The sequence below is a fragment of the Streptomyces sp. NPDC056296 genome (genome assembly GCF_042268605.1).
Classification (GTDB): Bacteria; Actinomycetota; Actinomycetes; order Streptomycetales; family Streptomycetaceae; genus Streptomyces.
In genome coordinates this window covers 1-23116 of the sequence record NZ_JBHJRX010000079.1, presented here as the reverse complement: position 1 = coordinate 23116, position 23116 = coordinate 1, and the positions used below count along the sequence as shown (strand labels likewise).

Here is a 23116-nt window from a genome sequence, read left to right as displayed (position 1 = left end):
ATGCCGTACTCCTCGAAGTCTTCGACCTCCTCGACCTCCTCGACCTCCTCGACCTCCTCGAACTCGTCGAGCTTCACGAACGACCGCGCGCGGGACCGCGGCCAGGTGGCCGTCGGGCGGGACCGTGGCCAGGTGGCCATCGAGTACCTCGGGTTCCTCCCGATCCTGATCATCGTCGCCATGGCCGCCGTACAGCTGGGCCTGATCGCGTACACCGCCCAGCAGGCCGGTACGGCGGCCCGCGCCGGCGCCCGCAGCGCCTCGCTCCAGGAGAGCGCGGGGGAGGCGTGCGCGGCGGCGGTCAGCAGCTGGCTCGCGGACGGCACCGACTGCCCGCCGTCGTACGGCGGGGACGAGGTGACGGTCACCGCCACCGTAGAGATTCCGTCGATCGTCCCGGGCTGGGACTTCGACCCCGCCACCCGGACGGCCACCATGCCACTGGACCACTGACCGAGGAGCCGAGGACGCATGAGCCTGCGCGCACGCATCCACTCCCCCGAGGAGCACGGCAGCCGGGGCGAGGACGGACACCTGGTCGCCTCCTACCGGGCCAAGCTCCTGGAGGAGATCGACCTCGCCGAGATGAGTTCGCTGGCGATGGCCGAACGCCGGGCCCGCCTCGAACGGGTCCTGGGGCACATCATCAGCCGCGAGGGCCCGGTCCTGTCGACGGTCGAGCGCTCCCAGTTGATCCGCCGGGTCGTGGACGAGGCCCTCGGCCTGGGCATCCTGGAACCCCTGCTCGAAGACGCGTCCATCACGGAGATCATGGTCAACGGCCCGGACGCCATCTTCGTCGAACGCGGCGGCCGAGTCGAACAACTCCCCCTCCGCTTCGCCTCCAACGACCAGCTGATGCAGACCATCGAGCGCATCGTCTCCACGGTCAACCGCCGCGTCGACGAGTCGAACCCGATGGTCGACGCCCGCCTCCCCTCCGGCGAGCGCGTCAACGTCATCATCCCGCCGCTGTCACTGACCGGCGCCACCCTCACCATCCGCCGCTTCCCGCGCTCCTTCACCCTCCACGAGCTGATCGGCCTCGGCTCGCTCGACGAGCACATGCTGTACCTGCTCGCCGGCCTGGTGCAGGCCCGCTTCAACATCATCGTCTCCGGCGCCACGGGCACCGGGAAGACGACCCTCCTCAACGCGCTCTCCGGCCTGATCCCGGAGACCGAACGCATCATCACCATCGAGGACTCGGCGGAACTCCAGCTCCAGCAGGCGCACGTCATCCGCCTGGAGTCCCGCCCGCCGAACGTCGAGGGTCAGGGCCGCGTCACGATCCGCGACCTCGTCCGCAACTCCCTCCGTATGCGCCCCGACCGCATCGTCGTCGGCGAGGTCCGCGGCGGCGAGTCCCTGGACATGCTCCAGGCCATGTCGACCGGCCACGACGGTTCCCTCGCCACGGTCCACGCCAACAGCGCGGAGGACGCCCTGATGCGCCTGCAGACCCTGGCCTCGATGTCGGACGTGGAGATCCCGTTCGTCGCCCTGCACGACCAGATCAACAGCTCCGTCGACGTCATCGTCCAGCTCACCCGCTTCGCCGACGGCGCCCGCCGCATCACCGAGATCGCCATGCTGGCCAGCCACGGCGGCGAGCCGTACCGCCTGGCCACGGTCGCCCGCTTCAACGCCCGGCCGATGACCGCCGACGGCGGCGTCTACGGCGCCTTCGAGTACTACCCCCTCCCGCGCCGCACCGCCGAGCGCCTCTACATGGCGAGCCAGCCCGTCCCGCAGGCCTTCGGCGTGGCCCATACCGCGGAACAACTGGCGACCCGGGAGGCCAGATGACCGCCCTGATGCAAGCCAGACACCAGCCGCCCCGCTAGAAGCGATGGAATCCAGGTAGGAACCGCCCGATGGAACTGGAAACGCTCGTCACGCTCACCACCGGCATCACGCTGCTGACCTGCGCCCTGGCGGTCATGGGCCTGCACTCCTACGCCGCCGGCAAGGCCCAGCGCGCGGCCCTGGTCGACCGCCTCTCCGCCACCGGCCGGCTCCCTTCCGCCGGACGCCCGCGCCGCTTCCGCACCCTGGACCGCCGCCTGCGCCGCACGAAGCTCGGCCGGAAACTCGAACTGCGCCTGACGGCGACCGGCCTGGACGTCACGCCCGGCGAGTTCTTCGTCTACATGCTCGCGGTGGTCGCGGGCCTGGGGCTGATCGGCCAGGCGACCCTGGCCCCGTTCTTCGGCCCTATCGCCGCACTGCTGGGTGTCGGGGCGGTGCTGCGGTTCCTCGACTGGCAACGCCAGAAACGCATCGAGAAGTTCATCAACCAGCTGCCCGAGTTCGCCCGCATCATCGCCAACGCCACCCAGGCCGGCCTCGCCCTGCGCACCGCCATCGGCATGGCGGCGGAGGAACTGGAAGCCCCGGCCGGCGAGGAACTCGGAAAGGTGGCCGACCAACTGGCCATCGGCGCCTCGATGGACGACGCCCTCGGCGAACTCGCCGACCGCCTCCCCTCCCGCGAACTCGTCGTCCTGGTCACCACCCTCGTGCTCTCCAACCGGGCGGGCGGCCAGGTCGTCAGCGCTCTGCGCAACCTCACGGAGACCCTGGAGGAACGCAAGGAGACCCGGCGCGAGGTCCGCACCCAGCTCTCCCAGGTCAGCATGACGTCGTACGCCGTCCCCGTACTGGGCGTCGGCTCGTTGTTCCTGATGAACGGGGTGAAGGACGGCGCCCTGGAGCGAATGACAGGCTCCCCGGCCGGCCAGGCCGCGGTGCTGATCGCCTTCGCGCTCTACGCGGTCGGCTTCGTCCTCATCCGCCGCATGTCCCGCATCGACGTCTGAGAGGGGAGCTGACCGCCATGGAACTGGGACTACTCCTCGCCCTGCTCATGGGCCTGAGCGTCTGGGGCGTCTTCGCCGGCATCCGCATGTACCGGGCCGACGCCAAACTGCCCCCCGACCTCGCCCTCGCTCTGGAGGTCGGCTCCACCCGCACCGGCGCGGTGGACTCCCTCATCGACCGCATGGGCATGCGCTACGCCCCCGCCGTACTGCGCTTGATGGGCCCCACCCTGGTGGCCAAGTACCGGCGCAGGATCGACCTGGCCGGCAACCCCGGCGGCCTGACCATCGACCGCTACGCCGCCCGCCGCGCGGTCTACGGCTTCCTGGGCGCGGTCGGCTTCCTGGTCTTCGTATTGCGCGGTCAGTACCTGGTGGCGCTGCTCCTGCTGGCCTTCGGCGCGTTCTGGACGGAGGTAGGCATCTGGTCGGCGATCCGCATCCGCAAGGACGTGATCGAGCGCACGCTCCCCGACTTCCTGGACGTACTGGCGGTCGTGGTGAGCGCCGGCCTGGGCTTCCGCCAGGCCCTTGACCGCGTGTCGACGCGCTACGAGGGTCCCTGGGCCGACGAACTCCGCATCACCCTGCGCCAGATGGACCTCGGCATGAGCCGCCGCGAGGCCTTCGCGGAGCTGCGCCGGCGCAACGACTCCGAACAGGTGGCGATGTTCGTGACGGCCCTCCAACAGGGCGAGGAACTGGGCGCCCCCATCGTCGACACCCTGGTCTCCCTGGCCAAGGACATGCGCCGCACGGACGCCCAGAACGCCCGCCGCAAGGCCGCTCGCGCGGTCCCCAAGGCCACGATGATGATCACCACCTTCATGGTCCCGGCCACGATGATCCTCCTCGGCGCCGGTCTGATCCTCGGCTCGGGCACGGACTTCGGCACGATCACGGGCGAGTAGGGGAGGGAGGAGGACGTCATGCCGATCAAGCGCCCGCGAAGGGAGGGCGGCGTAAACGACGATCAGAGTGCGACTGCACACGAAACGCCAACATCAACAAGTGCTGTCCTGCAGCCCAATCGGGCGACTTTCGAGCAACTTCTTTCGCACATGCAATCACCTGTGGGAGAGTCATTAACTGGTACTCCCGACAGGACGAGGTCCCAACTGAGCGCAAAGGAGGTGGAGATCGTGGACGACGCGACATCCGGCACGACCAACCAGAAGACCGCCGCCACCCACCCCCGCGACCCCCGCCGAGCAGCTGCGCCCGGGGTGACCTCGCCGGACCGACTCACAGCACGTGACGTTCCGCACGACGAGCGCGGCATCGTCCACCCTGGAGGGGAAAACCATGACCAACTGGCTTCACACCACCACCACCTACCTGCACTCCCGCGCCACCGCCCGCAACGACAAGGGCCAGACGGCTGTGGAGTACCTGGGCATCATCGCGGTGGTGGTGGCGATCGTGCTGGCGATCACGGGGACGGATATCGGGGAGACGATTTACAACGCGATCACGGACAAGATCGACGAGGTCATCGGCTGACTCTGTGCCCCAGTCGCAGCGACACAGGGCAGGCCTTCCCCATCTACATCACGGTGGTGGCGGGCCTGCTCTTTCTCGCGTTCGCATATCTGGCGGTCGGCCAGGCCGCGACGAACCGAAACGGGGCCCAGACGGCAGCTGACGCGGCAGCGCTCGCGGCGGCTCAGGAGTCGCGGGATCAACTCGCGGGGGAGTGGCTGGAGAACGTAGGGGATCCGGCCTCCTGGGAAGCCATCTTCGACGGCGGGGCGACCGGTCTCGACGACTCGTGCTGGCGTGCGAACCAACTTGCGGCCCAGAACAACGCGCAGGTAGACGCCTGCGAGCAGGACGGTCCACTGGGGTACCGGGTCGAGGTCACAGCCGATGAGCCGGTCGGGGAGTCTATCGTCCCCGGTACGGAGAACCGCTACGCGCATGCCACCGCCACTGCTGTGATCGATCCCAGTTGCACGTTCGATCCTCCCGAAGGGACCGTGGAGGACGACGCGCTGCCGCGGCTCATGTGCAACGACCAGTACTGGCACCTGGATCCGGACGATCCCCTCGAGCTTCCGAAGCCGGAGGATCTGTTCGACGTTCACCTGGCCGACTGACAAGCGAGCGACGAGTGATGAAGGAAGCGGAGTCATGAGCATTCGGTTCACAACGAAGGCCCATAGGGGGATGGCTGCGTTGACCGTCGTGGTCGGGCTGGTCCTCGGAGTGGCCGGCTGCGGTGGTGGCGGCAGCGATGACAAGAAGCCAAAGACATCGACGTCAGCCACGGCAGACGGCGAGTCAGATCCCACGGCCCAGCAGGGCTCGGACTCGCCGCTGGCCGAGCTGAAGGGGGAGGACGGCCTGGTCCTCACTATCGACTCCGCAGCACGGGACGCGGGCGGATTCGTGACCGTGAGTGGCGAGATCAAGAATGACGGCGCCGAGGCGGCCCGTGTCCCGATTCAGACGAGGGGTGACGAGACCGAGATCATGCGGCACGGCGGATCGCTCGGCGGCGCAACACTCGTGGACTCTGCCAAGAGAAAGCGCTACTACGTGCTGCGTGACACCGACGGCCGCCCTTTGACGACTACGGACATGCCCCGCATCAAGCCGGGCGCATCCATTCCCGTCTTCATGCAGTTCCCGTCACCTCCCGCTGACACGGCCAAGGTGACCTTCCAACTACCTACATTCGCTGCTGCTCCGATTGAGATCTCAGGGTGAGGCCGTCAATGACCTCTACTCGAATCACGGTGCTCATCACGACATACATCCTCATCGCCACCGGCGTCGTGGGCACGACGGCGGCCCACGCCGATGACGACCCTCCAGGCACCGAAGCCTCCGCCACCGCCCCCATCGAAGTGGACTCCAACGACCCGGACCTGAAGATCCCGGACGGCGCCACGCTCGCGCAGGCGAAGGTGCTGGACATCAAGTCGGTCGTGGAGGAGCAGAGCGGCGACGAACGCCGCGAGGACACCAACACGAGCGTGACGCTCGCGCTCCAGGCAGAGGTGCTGTTCGGAAAGGACAGCGCGAAACTCGGCGGCGAGGCGAAGTCCCGGATCACGGGCATCGCGGAGGAAATCAAGACCCAGAACGCCACCCGAGTCCGAGTCTTCGGCTTCACCGACAACCTCGGCTCCTCCGCCCACGGCGACGTACTCTCCAAGCAGCGCGCCAACGCCGTACACGACGTCCTGTCCCAGACCCTGAACGACCCCGGCATCACGTACGAGGTCCGCGGCTACGGCGAGCAGTACCCCATCTCCGACAACTCGACGGAGGCCGGCCGCAAGAAGAACCGCAGGGTCGAGGTCACGTTCCCGCGCACGGAAGGCTGACGGAGCTCAGAGCAGATGGTCCACCTTGCCCGCCTTGATCTCCAGGATGAGCGACCGGAGGGCCGCGTGGCTGTCGGTGAGCGGACGGTCCTCGTGTCCGGCGACGGCGATGTAGGCGTGGCCTGCATCGTCGATGCCTATGCGGAAGCAGTTGTTGCCTTCCGCGCAGAAGGGCTCTTCCCACCTGATGTCCCTCATGACGGCTCCTCAGAGTTGGCGTGCGATGGAGTGAATTAGGTCCCGCGATCTATGTGGATCAACTGACCTCTCGTGCCACCAGTCCATGTGAGCACCGTACTTCGCGAGCTGGGCCTCGGCGTGAGTGACTTCTCCGCCATGCGCGGAGTCGAGTTGCACCGTGTCGAGCGCGGGAACGGCACCGTGCGCGTAAAGAACGGCGTGCCCTGCACCGGGGAAGGCGCCGACCTCGATCGGGAGGACCCGTAGGTCGACGTTGTCCCGCTCGGACGCCTCGCACAGGTAGTCCAACTGCTCCCGTGTGGCGCGGCGCCCCCCGAACTGCATGCGCAGAGCGCATTCATGCACATAGGCCATGTACTCCGCAGTGCGGTCCTGATCAAGGACCTTCTGCCGCTGCATGCGCAGGGCAACGCGCAGCTCGACCTCTGACCTTGGCAGCGGCGGCAGCGCGGAATCGAAGATGGCACGGGCGTACCCGCTCAACTGTAGGAGTCCAGGAACGTGCACGGTCTGCAGGCTTCGCAAGCGAGTGGCATACCACTCCAACTCGGCTACATCCAGGAGGCCTTGCGGCAACTGGCCCTTGTAGTGCTCCCACCAGCCGCGGCTACGTGACTTGACCATGCTGATCAGTGCGTCGATGTACGCCTGATCTCTGCATTCGTAGCTGCTGGCGAGTATCTGGATGCGTTCTGGGGAGATGGCGCGGACACCTGCCTCCATGTTGGAGACCTTGGTCCTGTCCAGTCCGAGCAGCCCGGCGGCGTACTCCGTGTTCCGGCCCGCTGCGACGCGTAGCTTCCGCAGCTCCGCGCCCACGCGCCGCTGTCGCACCGTGGGTGTGGCACGTGTTGGCATCGGCACCGTCCTCCCCTGGTCGAGCACCAGTCTGGCACTTACTGGTGCGGCCGACGCAACTCGATGGGGGCAATTTCGCCGAGAAGGTGGCACACGTTCCCCGCCGTTCAGTACACTCAGTGACTGGCCGACTACGCCACCGCGCGGACTCGGAAGGGCATCGCACGTGCCTGCCTGCGTCCTCCTGCCCTGGGAGGGCGGGCCGTGTCAGGGAGACGAGCCACCGGGCCGACGCCAACTGTCATATTCGAATCGAGGAGTTGCCATGTCTCCGTCCCTCACGACCTGCCTGGGGCAGGCGCCGACGGCCCACCCCTCCACCCCACCCGTACCGGAGAACCTCACCTACAGCCTCACGCTCCCCGCCGCCCCGCAGAGCCCAGCCGTGGCTCGCGCAGCGACACGCACCATCCTCCGAGCACACGGTCTGGAATGCATGACCGAGGCGGCCGTACAGGTGATGAGCGAACTCGTCACCTGTGCCTGCCGATTCACGCCGACCGCCGAGGTCTACCTCGCGTTGCGCTACCGCGACGACGCACTCCGGGTGATCCTTTTCGACGGCCACGCCCGCCACACGCATCCCCGCCTCGCGGCCGCTTGCGAGGCTCGGCGCAGGTCGGCGCTTCGGGTCATGGCCTGCGTCGTCCGAGCGTGCTCCGGAGACTGGGGCTTCGGCGACGCCCGCGAACCGGGCGGCGGGACACGCATGTGGGCCGTACTGCCGAGGGACGGGGCACGGAAATACTCGGCGTGAGGCACGGAACGCCGGCTCGCTCGGACTCGGACCGCGTCGGCCAGGCGTCGTGACCGAGTCGCGAGGGAAGGCTGGTCGGCGAGAGCTGAGCGAGGCCCCGAAGGGCGGAGAGGGGAGAGCGCACTATGGGAGCGAAGCCGGGCCTCCAGGCGCGACCACCGGGCAGAGAGACTTGGGCGGGCACAGGCCTCGTACTGGCGGCGCTGCTTGCGTTGGCGACAACGACCGGCTGCGACAGCTCTGCCGAGCCGGGCGGGACTTCCTCGCGCGGCGACCAAGGGGCGAAGCCCAGCGCGACGCGACCTTACTCATCCCCACCCGAATCCTCCTCCGACCGCACCGCCACCCCCCGCCCACCGGTGACGGCAGCGGACGGACGAGATGTCAGCGCATGCGCGGACAGTGATTGCCAGATCCTGGTGTCCGAGCCGGTCACCGTACGTTTCAAAGGCCCGTCCGGCGCGGCGGCGACGCTCAAGGTGACCAAGGTCGGCCCGAACGAGGTCGCCTACACGGTGAAGTCGGGCCATGGCCAGTCCAAGGGCAGCGCCAGTGGCCCGGGACAAGGCTGCATCACTGTTCTCCGCAGCAACGGCAGCGGCAACTCATGCGGTGGACTGGGCGACGGCGCCAGGCCGAGCGCCCAGCCCGGAGCCGTGGTGATCCAGGCAGCGACAGGAGAGGTCGGTACGGCGATCGTCGACATCGTCTCCGACTGACGCGCCAGGAAACCGAATGGTGGCCACCTGATCACCTGCCTCTAACCTCCACGACCCTGACCGGCACTCCAACCTTCACTCCCCACCCGGCCATCGCCCCGGCCTCAGCCTCCAGTACATGGCGGGAACGCAACCGGGGCAGCCCGATCCTGCCCGCCCGCATGGTGCGCACAGCGATGACGACGAACCGCCGGTCGAGGTAGGCGACGTCGATGGGCATCCGCATCCGCAAGGTGTGCACGCTGTTGGCAGGGGACAGGAGAATCGCCCCGTCTACGGAGTCCCGCCCCAACAGCCCCTTGGTGCGGGCACGGTAGGAGCCGGCGATCTCCAGCGGAACACGTACGCTCCCTGCCCCGGCGTCCCCCTCCACGAGCAACGCTCCTCGCCCGTCCCGCCAGCGCCGACCCATGCCGATACCCCTCTCCGCCAGTCCGCACCACTGCAGGCCTCTTTGCTGCTTCCTGTGTGAAACGCGCCGAAACGAGCGGGGCGGCCGTCCCAGGAGCCGATGCTGTCGCGTTATGCAACCGTTGTCACCCAAGAAGCCCCACGTACGGCCAATTTGGGCTCGTAGGACGCCGCAGGGAGACAGATTTCACTCTGGTGTCACTCCACCCTGATGGATAGCGTTGCTTCGCTCAAGAGAAGCCCCGTCCCACCCAGGAGCCGACCGTGAATCGCCGCCGTCCCACCCTGCTCGCAGCGCTCACGCTGACCGCCGCTGCGGCCTTGACGCTGTCCGCGTGCGGAAGCGACGACAGCCCTTCCAGTGACGAGGACAAGATCGCGGGGGCGGACACGGGCGGCTCCAGCCCGTCGGTATCGTCGACCACGTCCGGGCCGTCGGAGAACGACCGACCTAAGATTGAACTGCCCTCCGATCTCTCCTACACCTTCGAGTGGCCCAAGACCGGTGACAAGGAGAAGGACGCGGTGCTCGCCGACAGCGAGCAGTCCATCAAGGCCGTGGACCTGGCAATCGTCAACCAGGACGCACTCGACAAGGCCTACCTCTACTACTACGAGGGCGAGGCGGCTGCCGGCACGCAGGAATTCATCCAGGCATACGTCAAGGAAAATGCACGAGTGACGGGTGCATACCGCTTCTACGACGCCGTCGTCAGCGTCCGCGCAAAGAACAGCGCCTCGCTCGTTTACTGCGAAGACCAAAGCAAGGCCTACGACATGTACTTGAAGCCCAAGAAGGTCAACAAGACCCCTGTCACCAAGAACAGCTACGTGCTGTACAACACCCAGTTGACTAGGAATGGCAAGGGCGTCTGGGTCGTGGAGAAGATGCTTTCCCAGAGGGGGAGTGACCAGTGCCAGCCCTGACTCCAACCACCCGCGTCCTGGTCGTGGCCGTCGTGATCGGTACTGTCCTTATTGGGTCGGCCCCTGCTTTCGCGGACAATAAGATCGGCGGCGGCGCTCAGGCGCCTGATCCCAGTACGGATGCTCACGGCGACTCCGATGGCAAGGGCACTGTTTCGGCGACCGCCGGCGCTGTCGTCTTCGACCGTTCCAAGAACGGCTCTGGCCAGTCGGCGGGCCCCGTGGCATCCGCGACGAACTGGACCCCACCCGCCTGCTACTACGCTCCGAAGTACACCCCCGAGCAGCTTGAAAAGACCTTGGAGCCCATCTGGGCTGCCGAATCGACGGGTTACCAGTGGGATGCCGAGCAGCGCGACAAGTATGTGAAGGGAAACCCGTACAAGGACTTCAACAAAGAGAAGTCCGGAGAAGGCTACTGGTGGGACTCCTACGTCACGACCGGCCGGGAGGGCGATCCGGGAGCGCTCGACTGCAAGGAGGACATCTTCTGGGTGGACACCAACGACGATCCGCCGGCGGACATCCCGCAGGCGATCACGCCGGAGGTTCTCGCCCAACTCGCCTATGCCGAGATTCGCGTGCCCAGCACGGAAGTGGATCTCGCACCGGAGAACGCCACGAAGGTGAACCTCCCAACCTGGGCGTGGCTCGACGGTGCCAAGTTCAAGCCTGTGTCGGTGACGGCTTCAGTGCCCCTGCTGGGCGTCCAGGCGACCACCACGGCCGAACCGGTATCCGTAGAGATCGACCCGGGTACGGCGGACGCCGAGATCTACCCTGCCTCCGGCGTGTGCGAGATCGAGAACGGCGCTATCGGTGAGCCCTACGCCCAAGGAAAGGCTGATGAGACACCGCCCTGCGGAGTCAAGTACCTGCGGTCCTCCGGTGACGGGTCGTACCAGCTGAAGGCGACGGTCACCTGGAAGATCCACTGGACCGGCACCGGCGTCGACGGTGAGCAGAACTTGCCCGACGGCGCCTTCGGTGGGGAGCAGGACGTCGTCGTCCAGGAGATCCAGGCCGTCAACCGCTGAAGTCAGGAGACTGAAACTGCACGTCCGCGTGATGTAGGTATGCCCAACTCCGCCTCGCAAACCATGAAAGTCAGTGAAGCCCGGCCGCTAACCCGTCCCTGCGAGCGGCGGCAGATCCTGAAAAGGATGTTGCAAGGCGTGTCCTGTTACGGTCGCTTACATCAGGGAGTGTAGATGGCCAATGCGTGCGCCAGTTGTTCCACGTCCTCCGATGCCTGCACGATGCGGACGAGATCCTCAGTCGCTGTCCACATCACGATGTCGGCACCGTGTTTTTCGACCCGCCAGGCGTAGCGCACGCACGCGAGCAGGTGTGGCGAGTCCTGCTGCGGTAGGTAACGGAAGACTGTAAGCCCTTCTCCTAGATTGCGTGACTTAAAGCGTTTGACAGCCGGCGGTTGGGCTGAATGAGGATCATCCGCGAGGGTGAGAGCACGCAGTGTCTCTTCACGTCGTCCCGAGGCCGGTCCGATAGCCGCCAGGACAGGAAGTGGTACATCAGTCGGGTGGTCGCGGTGAAGAAAAAGCCAATGGTCCGTGCCAGGTGGTGACAATGACTCGGCACAACGCGTCAGCGTGCCTGCGACGAATTCGATACCACTCGGCCCAGGATCAAGTTCCCGGTCCAGCCACAGATCTTCGGCTTCGTCACGGCACCATGACTGGATGTCGTCCCATTCTTCGAATGGCCCCACGGCGCCGTCACGAGGGGGAATAACTGTCCACGGGTATGGGTCGATATACTCGATGTCGATAACGGAGTAGAAAGTCTCGCTCATTCGCGCCTCCAGCGCAGGGTTGCCATGACAGCGTCGAACCATTCGACGAGAGCATCTGCCAGTTCGTCACGTGGATGGCTACCTCCGACAGTGGAGAAGGCAGCCACGAACCAACGATTTGGGTCCTCCGGCACGGACACGATGTAGTCCACACGGCGGGAGGGCAGGTCTGCCCCCTTCTTGCTATCTGCTTCGGCGATGTGCTCACGTCGGACGGCGAGAGCTCCATCGATTTCACCCGAACTGAGGTCGGCGTTCTCGACGCCGTCCTGAGATAGCAGGTGCAGCGCTACATCAGTCGGTTCTGAACGAGGCCAGGCTTGGCCCCGGGCGCGGGGCAGGAGAGTTTCCGAGACTATGATGGATGCGCCCAGGTTGACGTCAGATGTAGATCTGACCGGCAAGTAGAGGTCGAGAGCGTTACTGTCTTGCACTCGCGCTACGGCGGTACGAAACCGGCGTTCCAGTTCCCGTTTGAAGACGTTGACTTTGTCTGGAGGCGACCCTGCGGGAATATGCCGGAAGGATTCGTCCAATATCCGGCGCACTGCGTCCTCCGTGCCGTGACGCAGAGGAATCTGTTCCCAGTCGTCGGGAAGAATCAGGCGATATCCCAGAATCGGCGGAGGTCCTGCCGCCCGCGACTCAGTCTGCTCAACTGGCACGTGCATGCTCCCTACGGTTCAGTCGCCAAACACCTGTGAACGTGGCGAGAGAAGCGATGATGGCGATCCATAGTGTCCACCCGCCGCGGAAGTAGACAAATGCTGTCGCGTAGAAGAGATAGAGACCGGCAGACGTCTTCAGGTAAATCGCGTCGTACGACAGTATTTTCCACATATCGGGGTTGCGACACAGAAAGATCAGAGCGGGAGGGGTGAGCGCGCACAGGGACCATTCCCAGGTCGGTAGACGGACCACTGCGTCACCCAAAAAGTCCTCGGTTGCAGGCCCGATCAGCAATCGGAGGATCGCCACCAACAAAATGATTTTCAGCGCGGTGAGTGATTTGTTGACACGCTGTTGAGCCTGAGCGGTCGCGTCAGTCTCAGTCTGCTTGGTCATAGGGCCACTTCTTTCACCACTGTCCCACTGGGGCTTCCATTCGCCCCTTCATCCTGTCGTACTCGCCGTCTGAAAGATCGTTCCCGAACTTGTCGCCCAGGTCGAGTCCCGTGCCGACTGCCCACGAGCCTTGGAGGAGGTTCTGCTGACGTTGGGCCTGAACGGCGTTGTCCGCGAGAGTGGTGTTGTCTGGGTACTCGTCCCGCCACTTCTTGATGTCCTTCATCTGTTGGCTGAGTCTCGCGTCACCAATTGTCCTGGCCCTGTCCCCCAGTGTGGCTTGGGGCAGGTCCGCGTCGCGCACGTCATCAGCAGCGCGCTTTCCTGCCGTCCTGTTCGCGTTCTCCATGCGAAGCCGGCGCGCATTTGCGGCCTTACGGTTTCTGCTTGAGGTGCCGCCTCTTTTTCTGGCAGACCTGGCAGCAGTCTTGCGTGCCCCAGCGTTGGCAGCGGCCGCCTGAGTTTTGGCGCCGTCATTGGCCATCCCGGCTGCCGTCTTCCGAGAACTCTGCTGTAGCGCCTTGATGGCCTTGGCGGCTTTCAGGCCGTTGCGTGCCATTTTGAGCGCGCCGATATCCATGACGACGTCGAACCATGAGCCATTACCAGTGGCTGCCAGGGTAAGGTGGGACAAGGCCACCACGATGGTCAGTCCAAGCGCAACCCAGCCCACAACGGGGATGAGCATGGCTAGGGCTCCGAAGGCTGTCGCGAACCAGCTGAGGCGTTCAGTCCAGGTCTTGAGCCACTCCGCGTCTGCGACCCAGGCCTTGAAGTCCGTCCACCAACTGTCCTTCATATCGTCGTCGATGGAATTACGGATTTTGCCAGCGAAATGGTTGGAGCGCTCTATATAGTCGCCTTCCGCAGAGTTCAGCCTTTTTCCAGCGTCCTCTAGATCGTTCTGGGCGCGTTTTAGTGCGGGGTCCTCATCCGAGGCGGAACCAGATTCTTTCTTCTTGGTCTTGTCGTCCCCTGCCTTGCTGTCATCCTTGGCGGTGCGGCTGTCGATCGTGCGCTGGGCGTCTTTGGCATCGTCCAGCGCCGTGTCCGCCTTCTGCTGAATATCCTCCAACTCGTTGGCCCAGTTCGAGAGGTGGCCTTTTACCTCTCGATAGCGATCCTCTGCCTCGTCGAGTTTGCGCCCTAGTCCACGGGCGTCCTCACCCAACTTCTCCGCGTACTTCCCTTTGAGATTATCGGCGTCCGCCATCGCGTTGAGCGCCGCGGCCTGGGTGCGCAGGTACTCTGCGATCTTTTTCATGTGCTTGACTTGGCTGCGGATTCCCTCTGGATCGCCGGGAACCGGATCGCTCTCGCGTAGAGGGTGCCAGTCCTTCGGTCGCGCCATTCATTTCCCCCTGAAGTCGTGATCTTACGGTCGCCTAAGTGACGCCTACTTCTTCTTGCCGACTTTCGACAGGTCGTCGTCGAGGCCCTTGAATGCGTCACGTGTACCTGCGACCATTTTTCCGACCGACTCCAATGATTCGACCAAACGCTTGCGATTGTCGTCCCAGTTGTCAATGAAGTCTGTCATGGCCTTTTTAAGTTCCGGTGCACCGACCACTGACTTGATGTCGTCTTTCCAGGCACCCAGGTTGTGAAACTCGGTTTGAATCGCCTTGAGTTGCTTAGTGGATGTCGTGAGCAGTTGCAAGTCGACGACCAAATCCGACATGCTTCACCTCCGTCAATCTCTTGAGTCTCGCATTTACTCTGTGCGTCACCGGTTGACGGACTGGATCTCCTGGAAAGTGACAGCCTGTGTGGTGCCGAACGTCCCGTCGGGCAGGTCGCCGTCCGCACCGCCGGTACCGGCCCAGGCGATCTCCCATGTGATGGTGGCCTAGAGATCAAACGTGCCGTTTCCGATGGAACCGTCGCCGTTAATCGTGCACTCGCTGGATGCCTGCCACAGGCCCTCACCCGTGGGTAGTCCCTGGGCAGGGATACGTCCACGCCGTCCGGCTTGTCCGCTGCCGGTGCTCCCGAGGGCTGCTCCGGCGCCTCCGTTGCCTGGTCAGGGCCGACGACTTGTCATCGTCGGCGGCTTTGTCGTGCCCGCTGTTGCAGGCAGTCAGTAGCAGGGCTGCTGTGGTGGCGAGCGAGGCGGGAACGGACGAGGGGCGGCGCTTCACAGTGAACTCCCCGTGAGGCAGAGATGCGGTCGAGAGTACTGACGGTATCTGGGGGGTTACCGGTTTCACCAGTGCGAACTACGCCATGAACAGTGGCAATTCGGAAATTATGGGCACTGACGGTCGCGTGCTGTGTCCTGATCCCGGCCAGGTTGCGAGTGGCTCTAGACGTGGTGACGGGCGGCCCCATACAGGGCTGCCATGTTTGGAGGAGTGCACCGCGTGCCGACCCCTAATGTTGTTGTCCGGCGGACCCGGCCGAAGGTAGGAAGGCCCCATGACTGGACTTGGCGCCGTATTCCGCCCCCAGCTCGCCCCCGAGCGGCTGCGTGCCGTGGCGCGTGTCGCCGATGAGGCCGGGCTCGAGGAGCTGTGGCTGTGGGAGGACTGCTTTCGCGAGGGTGGGATCTCCGCTGCAGCCGCCGCGCTCGCCTGGACCGAGAGGGTGCGGGTGGGGGTCGGGCTGCTGCCCGTGCCGTTGCGGAACGTGGCCGTCACCGCGATGGAGGCCGCCACGCTGCACCGGATGTTCCCCGGCCGCGCCGTCCTCGGCGTCGGGCACGGGGTGCAGGACTGGATGCGGCAGGTCGGGGCGCGGGTCGAGTCGCCCGTCACGTTGCTGCGGGAGCATCTCGTGGCGCTGCGGGCACTGTTGGGTGGGGAGCGGGTGACGACCGAAGGGCGTTATGTACGGCTCGACGACGTCGCGCTCGACTGGCCGCCGGGGGAGGGGGTCGAGGTGCTCGCCGGCGCCACCGGGCCCCGTTCGCTGCGGCTCGCGGGGGAGGCCGCCGACGGGACCGTTCTTACCGCGGCCACACCGCCCGACGGGGTGCGTCGGGCCCGGCGGCTCATTGACGAAGGGCGCGCGGCGGCCGGGCGGGCGGAGACGCACAAGGTCGTCGTGTATCTCCTGGCCGCCACCGGGCCCGGCGCCGGCGAGCGGCTGCGGGCCGAGCTGGTCGCCGAAGGTGTCGGATCGGTGCCGGATCTCGGTGTGGCCGGGGACGCGGGGGCCGTCGCCAAGGCCGTGGAGAGGCTGGCCGAGGCCGGGGCCGACACCGTGATCCTCCAGCCGACCGGTGACGAGCCCGACCCGGAGGGGTTCGTGCGGTTCGTCGCCGAGGAGGTCCGGCCCTTGGTCACCTAGCCAGGTCCACCGCCGCCGTTTCATGGCCCCGCGCCGCTCCGACCGTCCTACGTTTATCGGACTCATTTCCTCATGGCTCAGCTCAACGACCGCGCCTTCGACGACCTCGTGGCCGAAGGCGCCTCCGTACTCACCGAGGGGTGGGACTTCTCCTGGTTCGAGGGGCGGGCCACCGAGGCGCGGCCGTCCTGGGGGTACGCGCGGTCCATGGCGGGGCGGCTGGCCGAGGCCGACTCCGTACTGGAGGTGCAGACCGGGGGAGGGGAGGTTCTGGACCACGCCCTCGAAACCGCCGCCCCTCGCCGCCCCGGTCTCGTCGTCGTCACCGAGGGCTGGCCTCCCAACGTCGCCAAGGCCACCGCACTGCTCGGCCCGCGTGGTGTCCCCGTGGTCGCCTCGGCCGACGACGCGCCCCTGCCCTTCGCGGACGGAGCCTTCGACCTGGTCGTGAGCCGGCACCCCGTCGTGCCGCACTGGGGCGAGGTCGCCCGTGTGCTCGCGCCCGGCGGTGCGTACTTCGCCCAGCACGTCGGGCCCGGCAGCGTTTTCGAGCTCATCGAGTACTTCCTCGGGCCCCAGCCGGAGGAGAGCCGGAACCACCGCCACCCCGAACGCGAGCGTGCCGACGCCGAGGCCGCCGGTCTGGAGGTCGTCGACATGCGGGCGGAGCGGCTGCGGATGGAGTTCCACGACATCGGCGCCGTCGTCCACTTCCTGCGCAAGGTGGTGTGGATGGTCCCCGGCTTCACCGTCGAGGCGTACCGGGGCCGGCTGCGCGACCTGCACGAGCGTATCGAGGCCGGCGGACCCTTCGTCGCCCACAGCACGCGTCATCTCTTCGACGCGCGCAAGCCGCACCGGTAGGTCACGGCGGCCGCCGACCGCTCACGCGTGCGCGCCCACCGTCACCTCACCCACCACCAGCACCGCCTGCGCCTCCAGTACCTCCCCCACCCGTTCCACCTGCGCCGCCAGCTCCCGTTCCTGCCGGGGCGTCAGGCGGCCCAGCGGTTCGACCGTGACCGTGGTACGCCGTCCCCGGCGCCGCTGGTGCCAGACGCCCGCCGCGACGCCGTCCACGAGCAGCACGGGGAAGTTGCCCGCCTGCCCGCCCGCCAGCGCCCGCTGGTAGGCGGCCCCGGGGAAGAGCAGCTCCCGCGGCTGCGCGGCGATGAGATACGCGTCGAAGTACGGCAGCAGCCGTACTCCGTGCAGGAGGGCTTCCTGCTCTGATGCGTCGAGGAAGACGGTGTCGTCCGTCACCACCCACGCCGGCGTTCCCTCGAAGTCGACCCGCTCGATCTCGCCCGCGTCGGCCAGCTGGTCGTACAGGGACCTGGCCCAGCCGGGCGGTGCCGCCAGCCACCGGGCGAAGTGCCGCGGTGTGGCCGGGCCGTACGCGTGCAGGTAGCGGCGTACGAGGAGCCGCAACGCCTCCTCGGGCCGCGTCGGAGTGAAGTGGGGTGGGCGGGTGTACGTCACCTTGCGGCCGCGGTTCGGGCCGAAGGAGAGGGCGCCGGACTGGCCCGCCCGGTGCAGCACCTGCCGCCAGCGCGGCCACATGGTCTGGAACGCCGGCATCACCAGGTCGCCGGCCCAGGGACCGGTGCGGGCGACGACCTCCTCGCCGAGTTCGTCGATGGTCAGGAAGGTGCCGTCGAGGGCGTCGCCGATCGCCGTCACGACCTGTTCCGCCTGCTCCCGCGTCAGCCGTACGTCGGGCGGGAAGGAACCCGAACCGTCGGCGATCGCGGGCAGTGCGGCGCACCACATCGGCAGGTCGCGGGCCGGGAGCAGGTGCACCGTCCCGCGCGGACCGTGCGTCTTCACGAGCGAGGGCGGTGGTGCGGCGGGTGCCCCGGTCGGCCACAGGGACGTCCGCACGTCCGCCCGGGTCACGCCGTCGGTCCGCAGGCCGACCGAGAGTTCGGCCGCCGACAGTACTTGGGCGTGGACGCCGAGCATCGCGCCGGCCACATCGGCGACCGGCGTGCCCGTTCGGGCAGAGATGGCCAGGAACTGCCGGTCCAGTCGCCGGGCGCTCGCTGCGCCCCAAGTGATCCCCGCCGTCTTCGTCATGAGGTGACGTTAGGGGAGGAGTAGGACAGTTCTCGGCCTAGTCGGTGCACGGGGGAGGTGCGGTGGAGAGGATATTCGGGGCGTATGCGGCGTACCTTCGCAAATATTGGCGCGGCTGGTAACAGGGTGCGGAATCACCCTCCGATCCTCACAGGGTTTCCACATCGTTATTCATCGTTGTCCGCCTCGAATCGAATCCGGCGGGCCTGGTCACGTAGGTTCGGAGCAGGTAATTCGCGTGAGCAAAGCTGCGCGTGTGGCACCGCGCAGTGGAGGGGGCTGCGCGGTGCCCGGTCAAGCGGGCGTTCGCCGGTGGGTTCACCCGGTGGAGGGAAGCGGGGGTTGTCCGCCACGGGGTCCTCAGGGGGCATCGGGGCCGCTCCGGATCGCCTCTCCCGTCCGTTCAGCCCCTTCAGGCGCCGTGTTCACCCGTGGATCCGCTGTGTTCTGGCCATGATTCAGGGCGGAATGAGTACTTCCGGGGCCATCCGGGCGTCGCCGGGCAACTTCGGAGAGTAGTTGTGGCACGCCGATGCACGCGGCATCACTTACAAAGGGTTATGGTGGAAACCCCCCCTCGGGCCGGTCCGTCTCCCCCCCACGGACCGGCCCGTTTTTTCTGCCTCTCCCGACCGCGCTTCTCTTCTCCGCACCGGCGGGACCTCGCACCGCACGCCGTGGCCTCCCGGCGGGACGCCCGTAATGAGGAGTTCACCGGTGCGCCGTCCTGTGTCGTGGCATGGCGGCGCTTGTTCGAGGGCATAAGCCAAGCAGGTCGACGCCCGAACCACGGGTGTCGTATCTCAGCGGACGGCACGGAGCCGTCCGCCCGGGAGGCCCTTTGCACCAGCCCCACCGTGCGGTCACGGCACGGAAGACGCGGCGGAGGGCCGGTTCGCGGCCCGCGCCAGTGCATGGCGGTCGTCGACCGGTCGGCTCGTTCCCGCCCTCCCGGCCCAGCGTCCACTCCGTCGCTCCCCGACCTCTTCCGAGGGGGTACGTCCTTCCGTGGTGACCAGCACAAAGCGCCACAAGCCAGATAGGCGCACCTACGTTCTCGACACCAGCGTCCTGCTGGCCGACCCGAACGCTCTGAACCGCTTCGACGAGCACGAGGTCGTGCTCCCTATCGTCGTGGTGACGGAGCTGGAGGCCAAGCGGCACCATCCCGAACTCGGCTACTTCGCCCGGCAGGCCCTGCGCCTGCTCGACGAGTTCCGGGTGCGGCACGGTCGCCTCGACGCCCCCATTCCCATCGGGGATCTCGGCGGCACCGTGCGTGTCGAGCTCAACCACTCGGACCCCAGCGTGCTGCCCACCGGCTACCGCCTGGGGGACAACGACTCCCGCATCCTCGCGGTGGCCCGCAATCTGCAGGCGGAGGGATTCGACGTCACCGTCGTGTCCAAGGACCTCCCGCTGCGGATCAAGGCATCCTCCGTCGGCCTGCTCGCCGAGGAGTACCGCGCCGAGCTCGCCATCACGGATGCCTCCGGCTGGACCGGGATGTCCGAACTCACCCTGCCGGGTGAGCAGGTGGACGTGCTCTTCGAGGAGGGCCGGGTCTACGTCCCCGAAGCCGCCGAGCTGCCCGTGCACACCGGTCTGACCATCCAGTCGGAGCGCGGCAAGGCCCTCGGCCGGGTCACGCCCGACGGCAACGTCCGCCTGGTGCGTGGCGACCGGGAGGCGTTCGGCATCAAGGGCCGCAGCGCCGAGCAGCGGATCGCGCTCGACCTGCTCCTCGACCCGGACGTCGGCATCGTGTCGATGGGCGGCCGGGCCGGCACCGGTAAGTCGGCATTGGCACTGTGCGCGGGTCTGGAGGCCGTGCTTGAGCGCCGGCAGCACCAGAAGGTGATGGTCTTCCGTCCGTTGTACGCGGTGGGCGGGCAGGAGCTCGGGTATCTGCCCGGCTCCGAGGCCGAGAAGATGAGCCCCTGGGCACAGGCGGTCTTCGACACGCTGTCGGCGGTCACCAGCCGGGAGGTCATCGAGGAGGTGACCGCGCGGGGGATGCTGGAGGTGCTGCCGCTCACCCACATCCGGGGGCGCTCGCTGCACGACGCGTTCGTCATCGTGGACGAGGCGCAGTCCCTGGAGCGGAACGTCCTGCTGACCGTGCTGTCCCGCATCGGGGCCAATTCACGGGTCGTACTGACCCATGACGTGGCGCAGCGGGACAATCTGCGGGTCGGGCGGTACGACGGAGTCGTCGCCGTCATCGAGAAGCTGAAGGGTCATCCGCTCTTCGCGCACGTCACCCTGACGCGCTCCGAGAGGTCCCAGATCGCGGCACTTGTGACCGAAATGCTGGAGGACGGGCACATCTGAGAGTTCTGAGGACTCCGACCCGACACGGGCCGGTTACCCGACGGTTGGCGCCGTCCGGAAGGCGAAGAGCCTAGCCGGGCGGCGCCTTCGCGTGTGGGGGTTTCCGGGAATCCCCTGACGCAAACGAGATGTGAGCTTTCACACGCAACACAGAATTGCCTCACCCCGCCGGGTTACGGCAGAGTCTCACTCCTGTCAGGCCCCGCATACGACACACCTGTACCCCCAGCGGTACGGCACCACAGACGCACCAGCTCAACTCCATAGCAGCGTCGTATGCCGCCCGAGCACCACGCGGCGCTCCCCGCAGGGGAGTTGTCCACCGGGCCCGTGCCTCCCGTGACCCGTAGTTGGGGAGGCCAGCGCCAGGGGCACGATTGCGTCCGCGAGGGTCACCGAAGCGGGCGATGCTGGAAGGAAACCGTGTGAGCCGGATCTCGGTCCGGGGATTCGCAGTGGCCTCGGCCACGGCGGTCACCGCAGTCGGAAGCGTCGTCGGCGTTGCCTCGGGCAGCACCGCGCAGAACAACGACGCGGAGGCGACAGCAGCCGGTACGACGCTGCTCGCGGACATCCCCATGGGCGAGCAGGCGCAGGTGCAGACCGCGTCCCTGACGCAGCAGGCCGACGTACAGGCCATCGCCGCGGACGCGAGCGCCAAGAAGGACGCCGAGGAGGCGGCCCGCAAGGCAGCCGCCGAGACCGCCGTGGCCAAGCAGGAGCAGGCCAAGAAGGAAGCCAAGGCGGCCGAGGAGGCCAAGAAGCGCGAGGCGGAGCAGGAAGCGGCCAGCCGCGACGCCAAGCGCGAGTCCACCAGCTTCGCCGTCCAGAGCTCCTACAGCATCAGCCAGATCCAGGCGATGGCCCGTCAGATGGTGCCCAGCGGCCAGTGGCAGTGCTTCAGCAACATCGTGGACCACGAGTCCAGCTGGAACTACCAGGCGGTCAACCCCTCCTCGGGCGCCTACGGCCTCTTCCAGGCGCTGCCGGCGGGCAAGTACTCCTCCGCGGGCGCCGACTGGCGGACCAACCCGGCCACGCAGATCAAGTGGGGCCTCAACTACATGGACAACCGCTACGGCAGCCCGTGCGACGCCTGGACCTTCTGGCAGGCCAACCACTGGTACTGAGCCCGCCCGGCGCCGTCCGGCCCGACCGCTCAACCTCGCGCAGCCCCTCACCGTCCTACGGTGAGGGGCTTTCGCGTTCCCGCCATGTACGGTCGGACCGAAACGACTCCGGGGGGAGTGGTGGGGGAAGACGGGGGAAGAGGACGGATCATGTCTCGAGTGCCAGGGTGGCTCGGTCGGCTCGGCGCCGGACTGACGCGGATGAGCAGGCGGTTGGAGCAGCGCCGCGAAGCGGCCGAGCGGGAGGGCTCCGAGGACGCCCCCGCGCGGGCCGCCGACCACACACCGCCGCCGTCACCGGAAGACACGCCTCAGGAGCACACCCCCACGCATCAGCTGCTCGCGGTCCAGACCCGTCCCGACCCGGCACAGGCCGTGCCCTGGGGTGTGCGCGTCGCCGCGGAGGCGGGGTGGCGGCTGCTGGTCCTCGCGGGCACCGTGTGGGTGCTGATGCGGGTCATCAGCGCCGTACAGCTGGTGGTGCTGGCGTTCGTGGCCGCCCTGTTGATCACGGCGCTGCTCCAGCCGGCCGTGGCGTGGCTGCGCCGGCACGGGGTGCCGCGGGGGCCGGCCACCGCCCTGACCGCGATCCTCGGGTTCGTGGTGATGGGGCTGATCGGCTGGTTCGTCACCTGGCAGGTCATGGAGAACATCGACAACCTCTCCGACCAGGTCCAGGACGGCATCGACGAGCTGCGCAACTGGCTGTTGAACAGCCCCTTCCACGTCACCGACAAGCAGATCAACGAGATCGCCAAGAATCTGCGCGAGGCGGTCGGCGCCAACACCGACCAGATAACGTCCGCCGGTCTCGAGGGCGTCACGGTCGTCGTCGAGGCGCTCACGGGCATCCTGCTGGCCGCCTTCTCGACGCTCTTCCTGCTCTACGACGGCAAGCGCATCTGGCAGTGGACGCTGAAGCTGGTGCCGGCGGCGGCCCGGCCGGGCGTGGCCGGTGCCGGCCCGCGCGCGTGGCGGACGCTGACGGCGTATGTGCGGGGCACGGTGATCGTGGCGCTGATCGACGCCATCTTCATCGGCCTCGGCATCTACTTCCTGGACGTGCCGATGGCCGTGCCGCTGGCCGTGTTCATCTTCCTGTTCGCCTTCATCCCGCTCGTCGGCGCGGTGATGTCTGGGGCGCTCGCGGTCGTCGTGGCGCTGGTCACGCAGGGCATGTTCGCGGCGGTCATGACCCTCGTCGTGGTGCTGGTGGTACAGCAGATCGAGGGGCACATCCTGCAGCCGTTCATCCTGGGGCGCGCGGTGCGGGTCCATCCGCTGGCGGTGGTGCTGGCGGTGGCCACGGGCGGCATGGTGGCCGGCATCGGCGGCGCGGTGGTCGCCGTACCGCTGGTGGCGGTGACGAAC

26 protein-coding genes and 1 pseudogene are annotated in these 23116 nt (G+C 67.1%); 17 read left to right on the top strand and 10 right to left on the bottom strand.

The genetic code is table 11. The features are described from left to right. From ACFCZF_RS37025 to ACFCZF_RS36990, 8 genes are all read left to right on the top strand, one after another. Positions 1–453, top strand: a complete 453-nt coding sequence (locus tag ACFCZF_RS37025) for a TadE/TadG family type IV pilus assembly protein (RefSeq protein WP_376675393.1) — start codon at positions 1–3, stop codon at positions 451–453. Positions 454–471: 18 nt separating this feature from the next. Beyond that, positions 472–1809: a CpaF family protein gene (locus tag ACFCZF_RS37020; RefSeq protein WP_376675392.1), complete on the top strand. Its 1338-nt coding sequence runs from the start codon at positions 472–474 to the stop codon at positions 1807–1809. Positions 1810–1877: 68 nt separating this feature from the next. Continuing rightward, positions 1878–2822, top strand: a complete 945-nt coding sequence (locus ACFCZF_RS37015; protein WP_376675391.1) for a type II secretion system F family protein — start codon at positions 1878–1880, stop codon at positions 2820–2822. 17 nt (positions 2823–2839) lie between these two features. Continuing rightward, complete coding sequence (locus ACFCZF_RS37010; protein ID WP_375924782.1) at positions 2840–3733, top strand: DUF5936 domain-containing protein; 894 nt, start codon at positions 2840–2842, stop codon at positions 3731–3733. Between the two features lie 394 nt (positions 3734–4127). Beyond that, entirely contained in the window at positions 4128–4325 is a 198-nt protein-coding gene (locus ACFCZF_RS37005) for a Flp family type IVb pilin (protein ID WP_376675390.1), read from the top strand. Between the two features lie 2 nt (positions 4326–4327). Further along, the gene (locus ACFCZF_RS37000) at positions 4328–4921 is read left to right on the top strand and encodes a pilus assembly protein TadG-related protein (protein WP_376675398.1); all 594 of its coding nucleotides are present in this window, start codon (positions 4328–4330) and stop codon (positions 4919–4921) included. A 34-nt stretch (positions 4922–4955) separates the two neighbouring features. Next, positions 4956–5534 carry a hypothetical protein gene (locus ACFCZF_RS36995; protein ID WP_376675389.1) on the top strand — a complete coding sequence of 193 codons (579 nt, stop codon included), beginning with the start codon at positions 4956–4958 and terminating at the stop codon, positions 5532–5534. Between the two features lie 8 nt (positions 5535–5542). Continuing rightward, a complete protein-coding gene (locus ACFCZF_RS36990; RefSeq protein ID WP_376675388.1) occupies positions 5543–6157 on the top strand; it encodes an OmpA family protein in 615 nt (204 codons plus the stop codon). 6 nt (positions 6158–6163) lie between these two features. On the opposite strand, the gene ACFCZF_RS36985 is transcribed toward ACFCZF_RS36990, so the two are convergent. Then, on the bottom strand, positions 6164–6355 hold the full coding sequence (locus tag ACFCZF_RS36985; protein ID WP_376675387.1) for a hypothetical protein: 192 nt from the start codon (positions 6353–6355) through the stop codon (positions 6164–6166). Positions 6356–6364: 9 nt separating this feature from the next. Then, positions 6365–7177: a helix-turn-helix domain-containing protein gene (locus ACFCZF_RS36980; protein WP_376675386.1), complete on the bottom strand. Its 813-nt coding sequence runs from the start codon at positions 7175–7177 to the stop codon at positions 6365–6367. A gap of 304 nt (positions 7178–7481) precedes the next feature. Here ACFCZF_RS36980 and ACFCZF_RS36975 point away from each other — a divergent pair, with 304 nt between their 5' ends. Continuing rightward, positions 7482–7973, top strand: coding sequence for an ATP-binding protein (locus tag ACFCZF_RS36975; protein ID WP_376675385.1), 492 nt, complete (start codon positions 7482–7484; stop codon positions 7971–7973). 359 nt (positions 7974–8332) lie between these two features. Continuing rightward, positions 8333–8692, top strand: coding sequence for a hypothetical protein (locus ACFCZF_RS36970; RefSeq protein WP_376675384.1), 360 nt, complete (start codon positions 8333–8335; stop codon positions 8690–8692). Positions 8693–8723: 31 nt separating this feature from the next. On the opposite strand, the gene ACFCZF_RS36965 is transcribed toward ACFCZF_RS36970, so the two are convergent. After that, a complete protein-coding gene (locus tag ACFCZF_RS36965; protein ID WP_376675383.1) occupies positions 8724–9104 on the bottom strand; it encodes a DUF192 domain-containing protein in 381 nt (126 codons plus the stop codon). Between the two features lie 263 nt (positions 9105–9367). Between ACFCZF_RS36965 and ACFCZF_RS36960 the strand changes: the two genes are divergently transcribed. Both ACFCZF_RS36960 and ACFCZF_RS36955 read left to right on the top strand, forming a co-directional pair. Continuing rightward, positions 9368–10030: a hypothetical protein gene (locus tag ACFCZF_RS36960; RefSeq protein ID WP_376675382.1), complete on the top strand. Its 663-nt coding sequence runs from the start codon at positions 9368–9370 to the stop codon at positions 10028–10030. 32 nt (positions 10031–10062) lie between these two features. After that, a complete protein-coding gene (locus ACFCZF_RS36955) occupies positions 10063–11067 on the top strand; it encodes a hypothetical protein (RefSeq protein ID WP_376675397.1) in 1005 nt (334 codons plus the stop codon). Between the two features lie 161 nt (positions 11068–11228). Here ACFCZF_RS36955 and ACFCZF_RS36950 read toward each other — a convergent pair whose 3' ends face one another. From ACFCZF_RS36950 to ACFCZF_RS36925, 6 genes and pseudogenes are all read right to left on the bottom strand, one after another. After that, positions 11229–11846: a hypothetical protein gene (locus ACFCZF_RS36950; protein WP_376675381.1), complete on the bottom strand. Its 618-nt coding sequence runs from the start codon at positions 11844–11846 to the stop codon at positions 11229–11231. Continuing rightward, entirely contained in the window at positions 11843–12517 is a 675-nt protein-coding gene (locus ACFCZF_RS36945; protein WP_376675380.1) for a hypothetical protein, read from the bottom strand. The genes ACFCZF_RS36950 and ACFCZF_RS36945 overlap by 4 nt, the downstream gene beginning before the upstream one ends. Next, a complete protein-coding gene (locus ACFCZF_RS36940; RefSeq protein ID WP_376675379.1) occupies positions 12501–12911 on the bottom strand; it encodes a hypothetical protein in 411 nt (136 codons plus the stop codon). Before ACFCZF_RS36940 ends, ACFCZF_RS36945 begins: the two co-directional genes overlap by 17 nt. Positions 12912–12924: 13 nt before the next feature. Beyond that, complete coding sequence (locus ACFCZF_RS36935) at positions 12925–14262, bottom strand: putative T7SS-secreted protein (protein ID WP_376675378.1); 1338 nt, start codon at positions 14260–14262, stop codon at positions 12925–12927. Positions 14263–14307: 45 nt separating this feature from the next. Then, positions 14308–14592 (bottom strand): hypothetical protein, encoded by a 285-nt coding sequence (locus ACFCZF_RS36930; RefSeq protein WP_376675377.1) that lies wholly within the window; start codon positions 14590–14592, stop codon positions 14308–14310. Between the two features lie 45 nt (positions 14593–14637). Next, positions 14638–14829 (bottom strand): annotated as a pseudogene (locus ACFCZF_RS36925) (hypothetical protein); the annotation flags it as partial. A 500-nt stretch (positions 14830–15329) separates the two neighbouring features. Between ACFCZF_RS36925 and ACFCZF_RS36920 the strand changes: the two are divergent. Together ACFCZF_RS36920 and ACFCZF_RS36915 are read left to right on the top strand one after the other, a co-directional pair. Then, positions 15330–16202, top strand: a complete 873-nt coding sequence (locus ACFCZF_RS36920) for an LLM class flavin-dependent oxidoreductase (RefSeq protein WP_376675376.1) — start codon at positions 15330–15332, stop codon at positions 16200–16202. Positions 16203–16274: 72 nt separating this feature from the next. Then, positions 16275–17066: a class I SAM-dependent methyltransferase gene (locus ACFCZF_RS36915; protein ID WP_376675375.1), complete on the top strand. Its 792-nt coding sequence runs from the start codon at positions 16275–16277 to the stop codon at positions 17064–17066. Between the two features lie 21 nt (positions 17067–17087). Here the strand turns inward: ACFCZF_RS36915 and ACFCZF_RS36910 are convergent, their stop codons facing one another. After that, positions 17088–18281: a winged helix DNA-binding domain-containing protein gene (locus ACFCZF_RS36910; protein WP_376675374.1), complete on the bottom strand. Its 1194-nt coding sequence runs from the start codon at positions 18279–18281 to the stop codon at positions 17088–17090. Positions 18282–19289: 1008 nt separating this feature from the next. On the opposite strand from ACFCZF_RS36910, the gene ACFCZF_RS36905 reads away from it, so the two are divergent. From ACFCZF_RS36905 to ACFCZF_RS36895, 3 genes are all read left to right on the top strand, one after another. Next, positions 19290–20615, top strand: coding sequence for a PhoH family protein (locus ACFCZF_RS36905; RefSeq protein ID WP_375924095.1), 1326 nt, complete (start codon positions 19290–19292; stop codon positions 20613–20615). A gap of 425 nt (positions 20616–21040) precedes the next feature. After that, positions 21041–21745 (top strand): transglycosylase SLT domain-containing protein, encoded by a 705-nt coding sequence (locus ACFCZF_RS36900; RefSeq protein WP_375924093.1) that lies wholly within the window; start codon positions 21041–21043, stop codon positions 21743–21745. A 150-nt stretch (positions 21746–21895) separates the two neighbouring features. Further along, on the top strand, positions 21896–23116 hold a 1221-nt coding region (locus ACFCZF_RS36895; RefSeq protein ID WP_376675373.1), incomplete at its 3' end, for an AI-2E family transporter.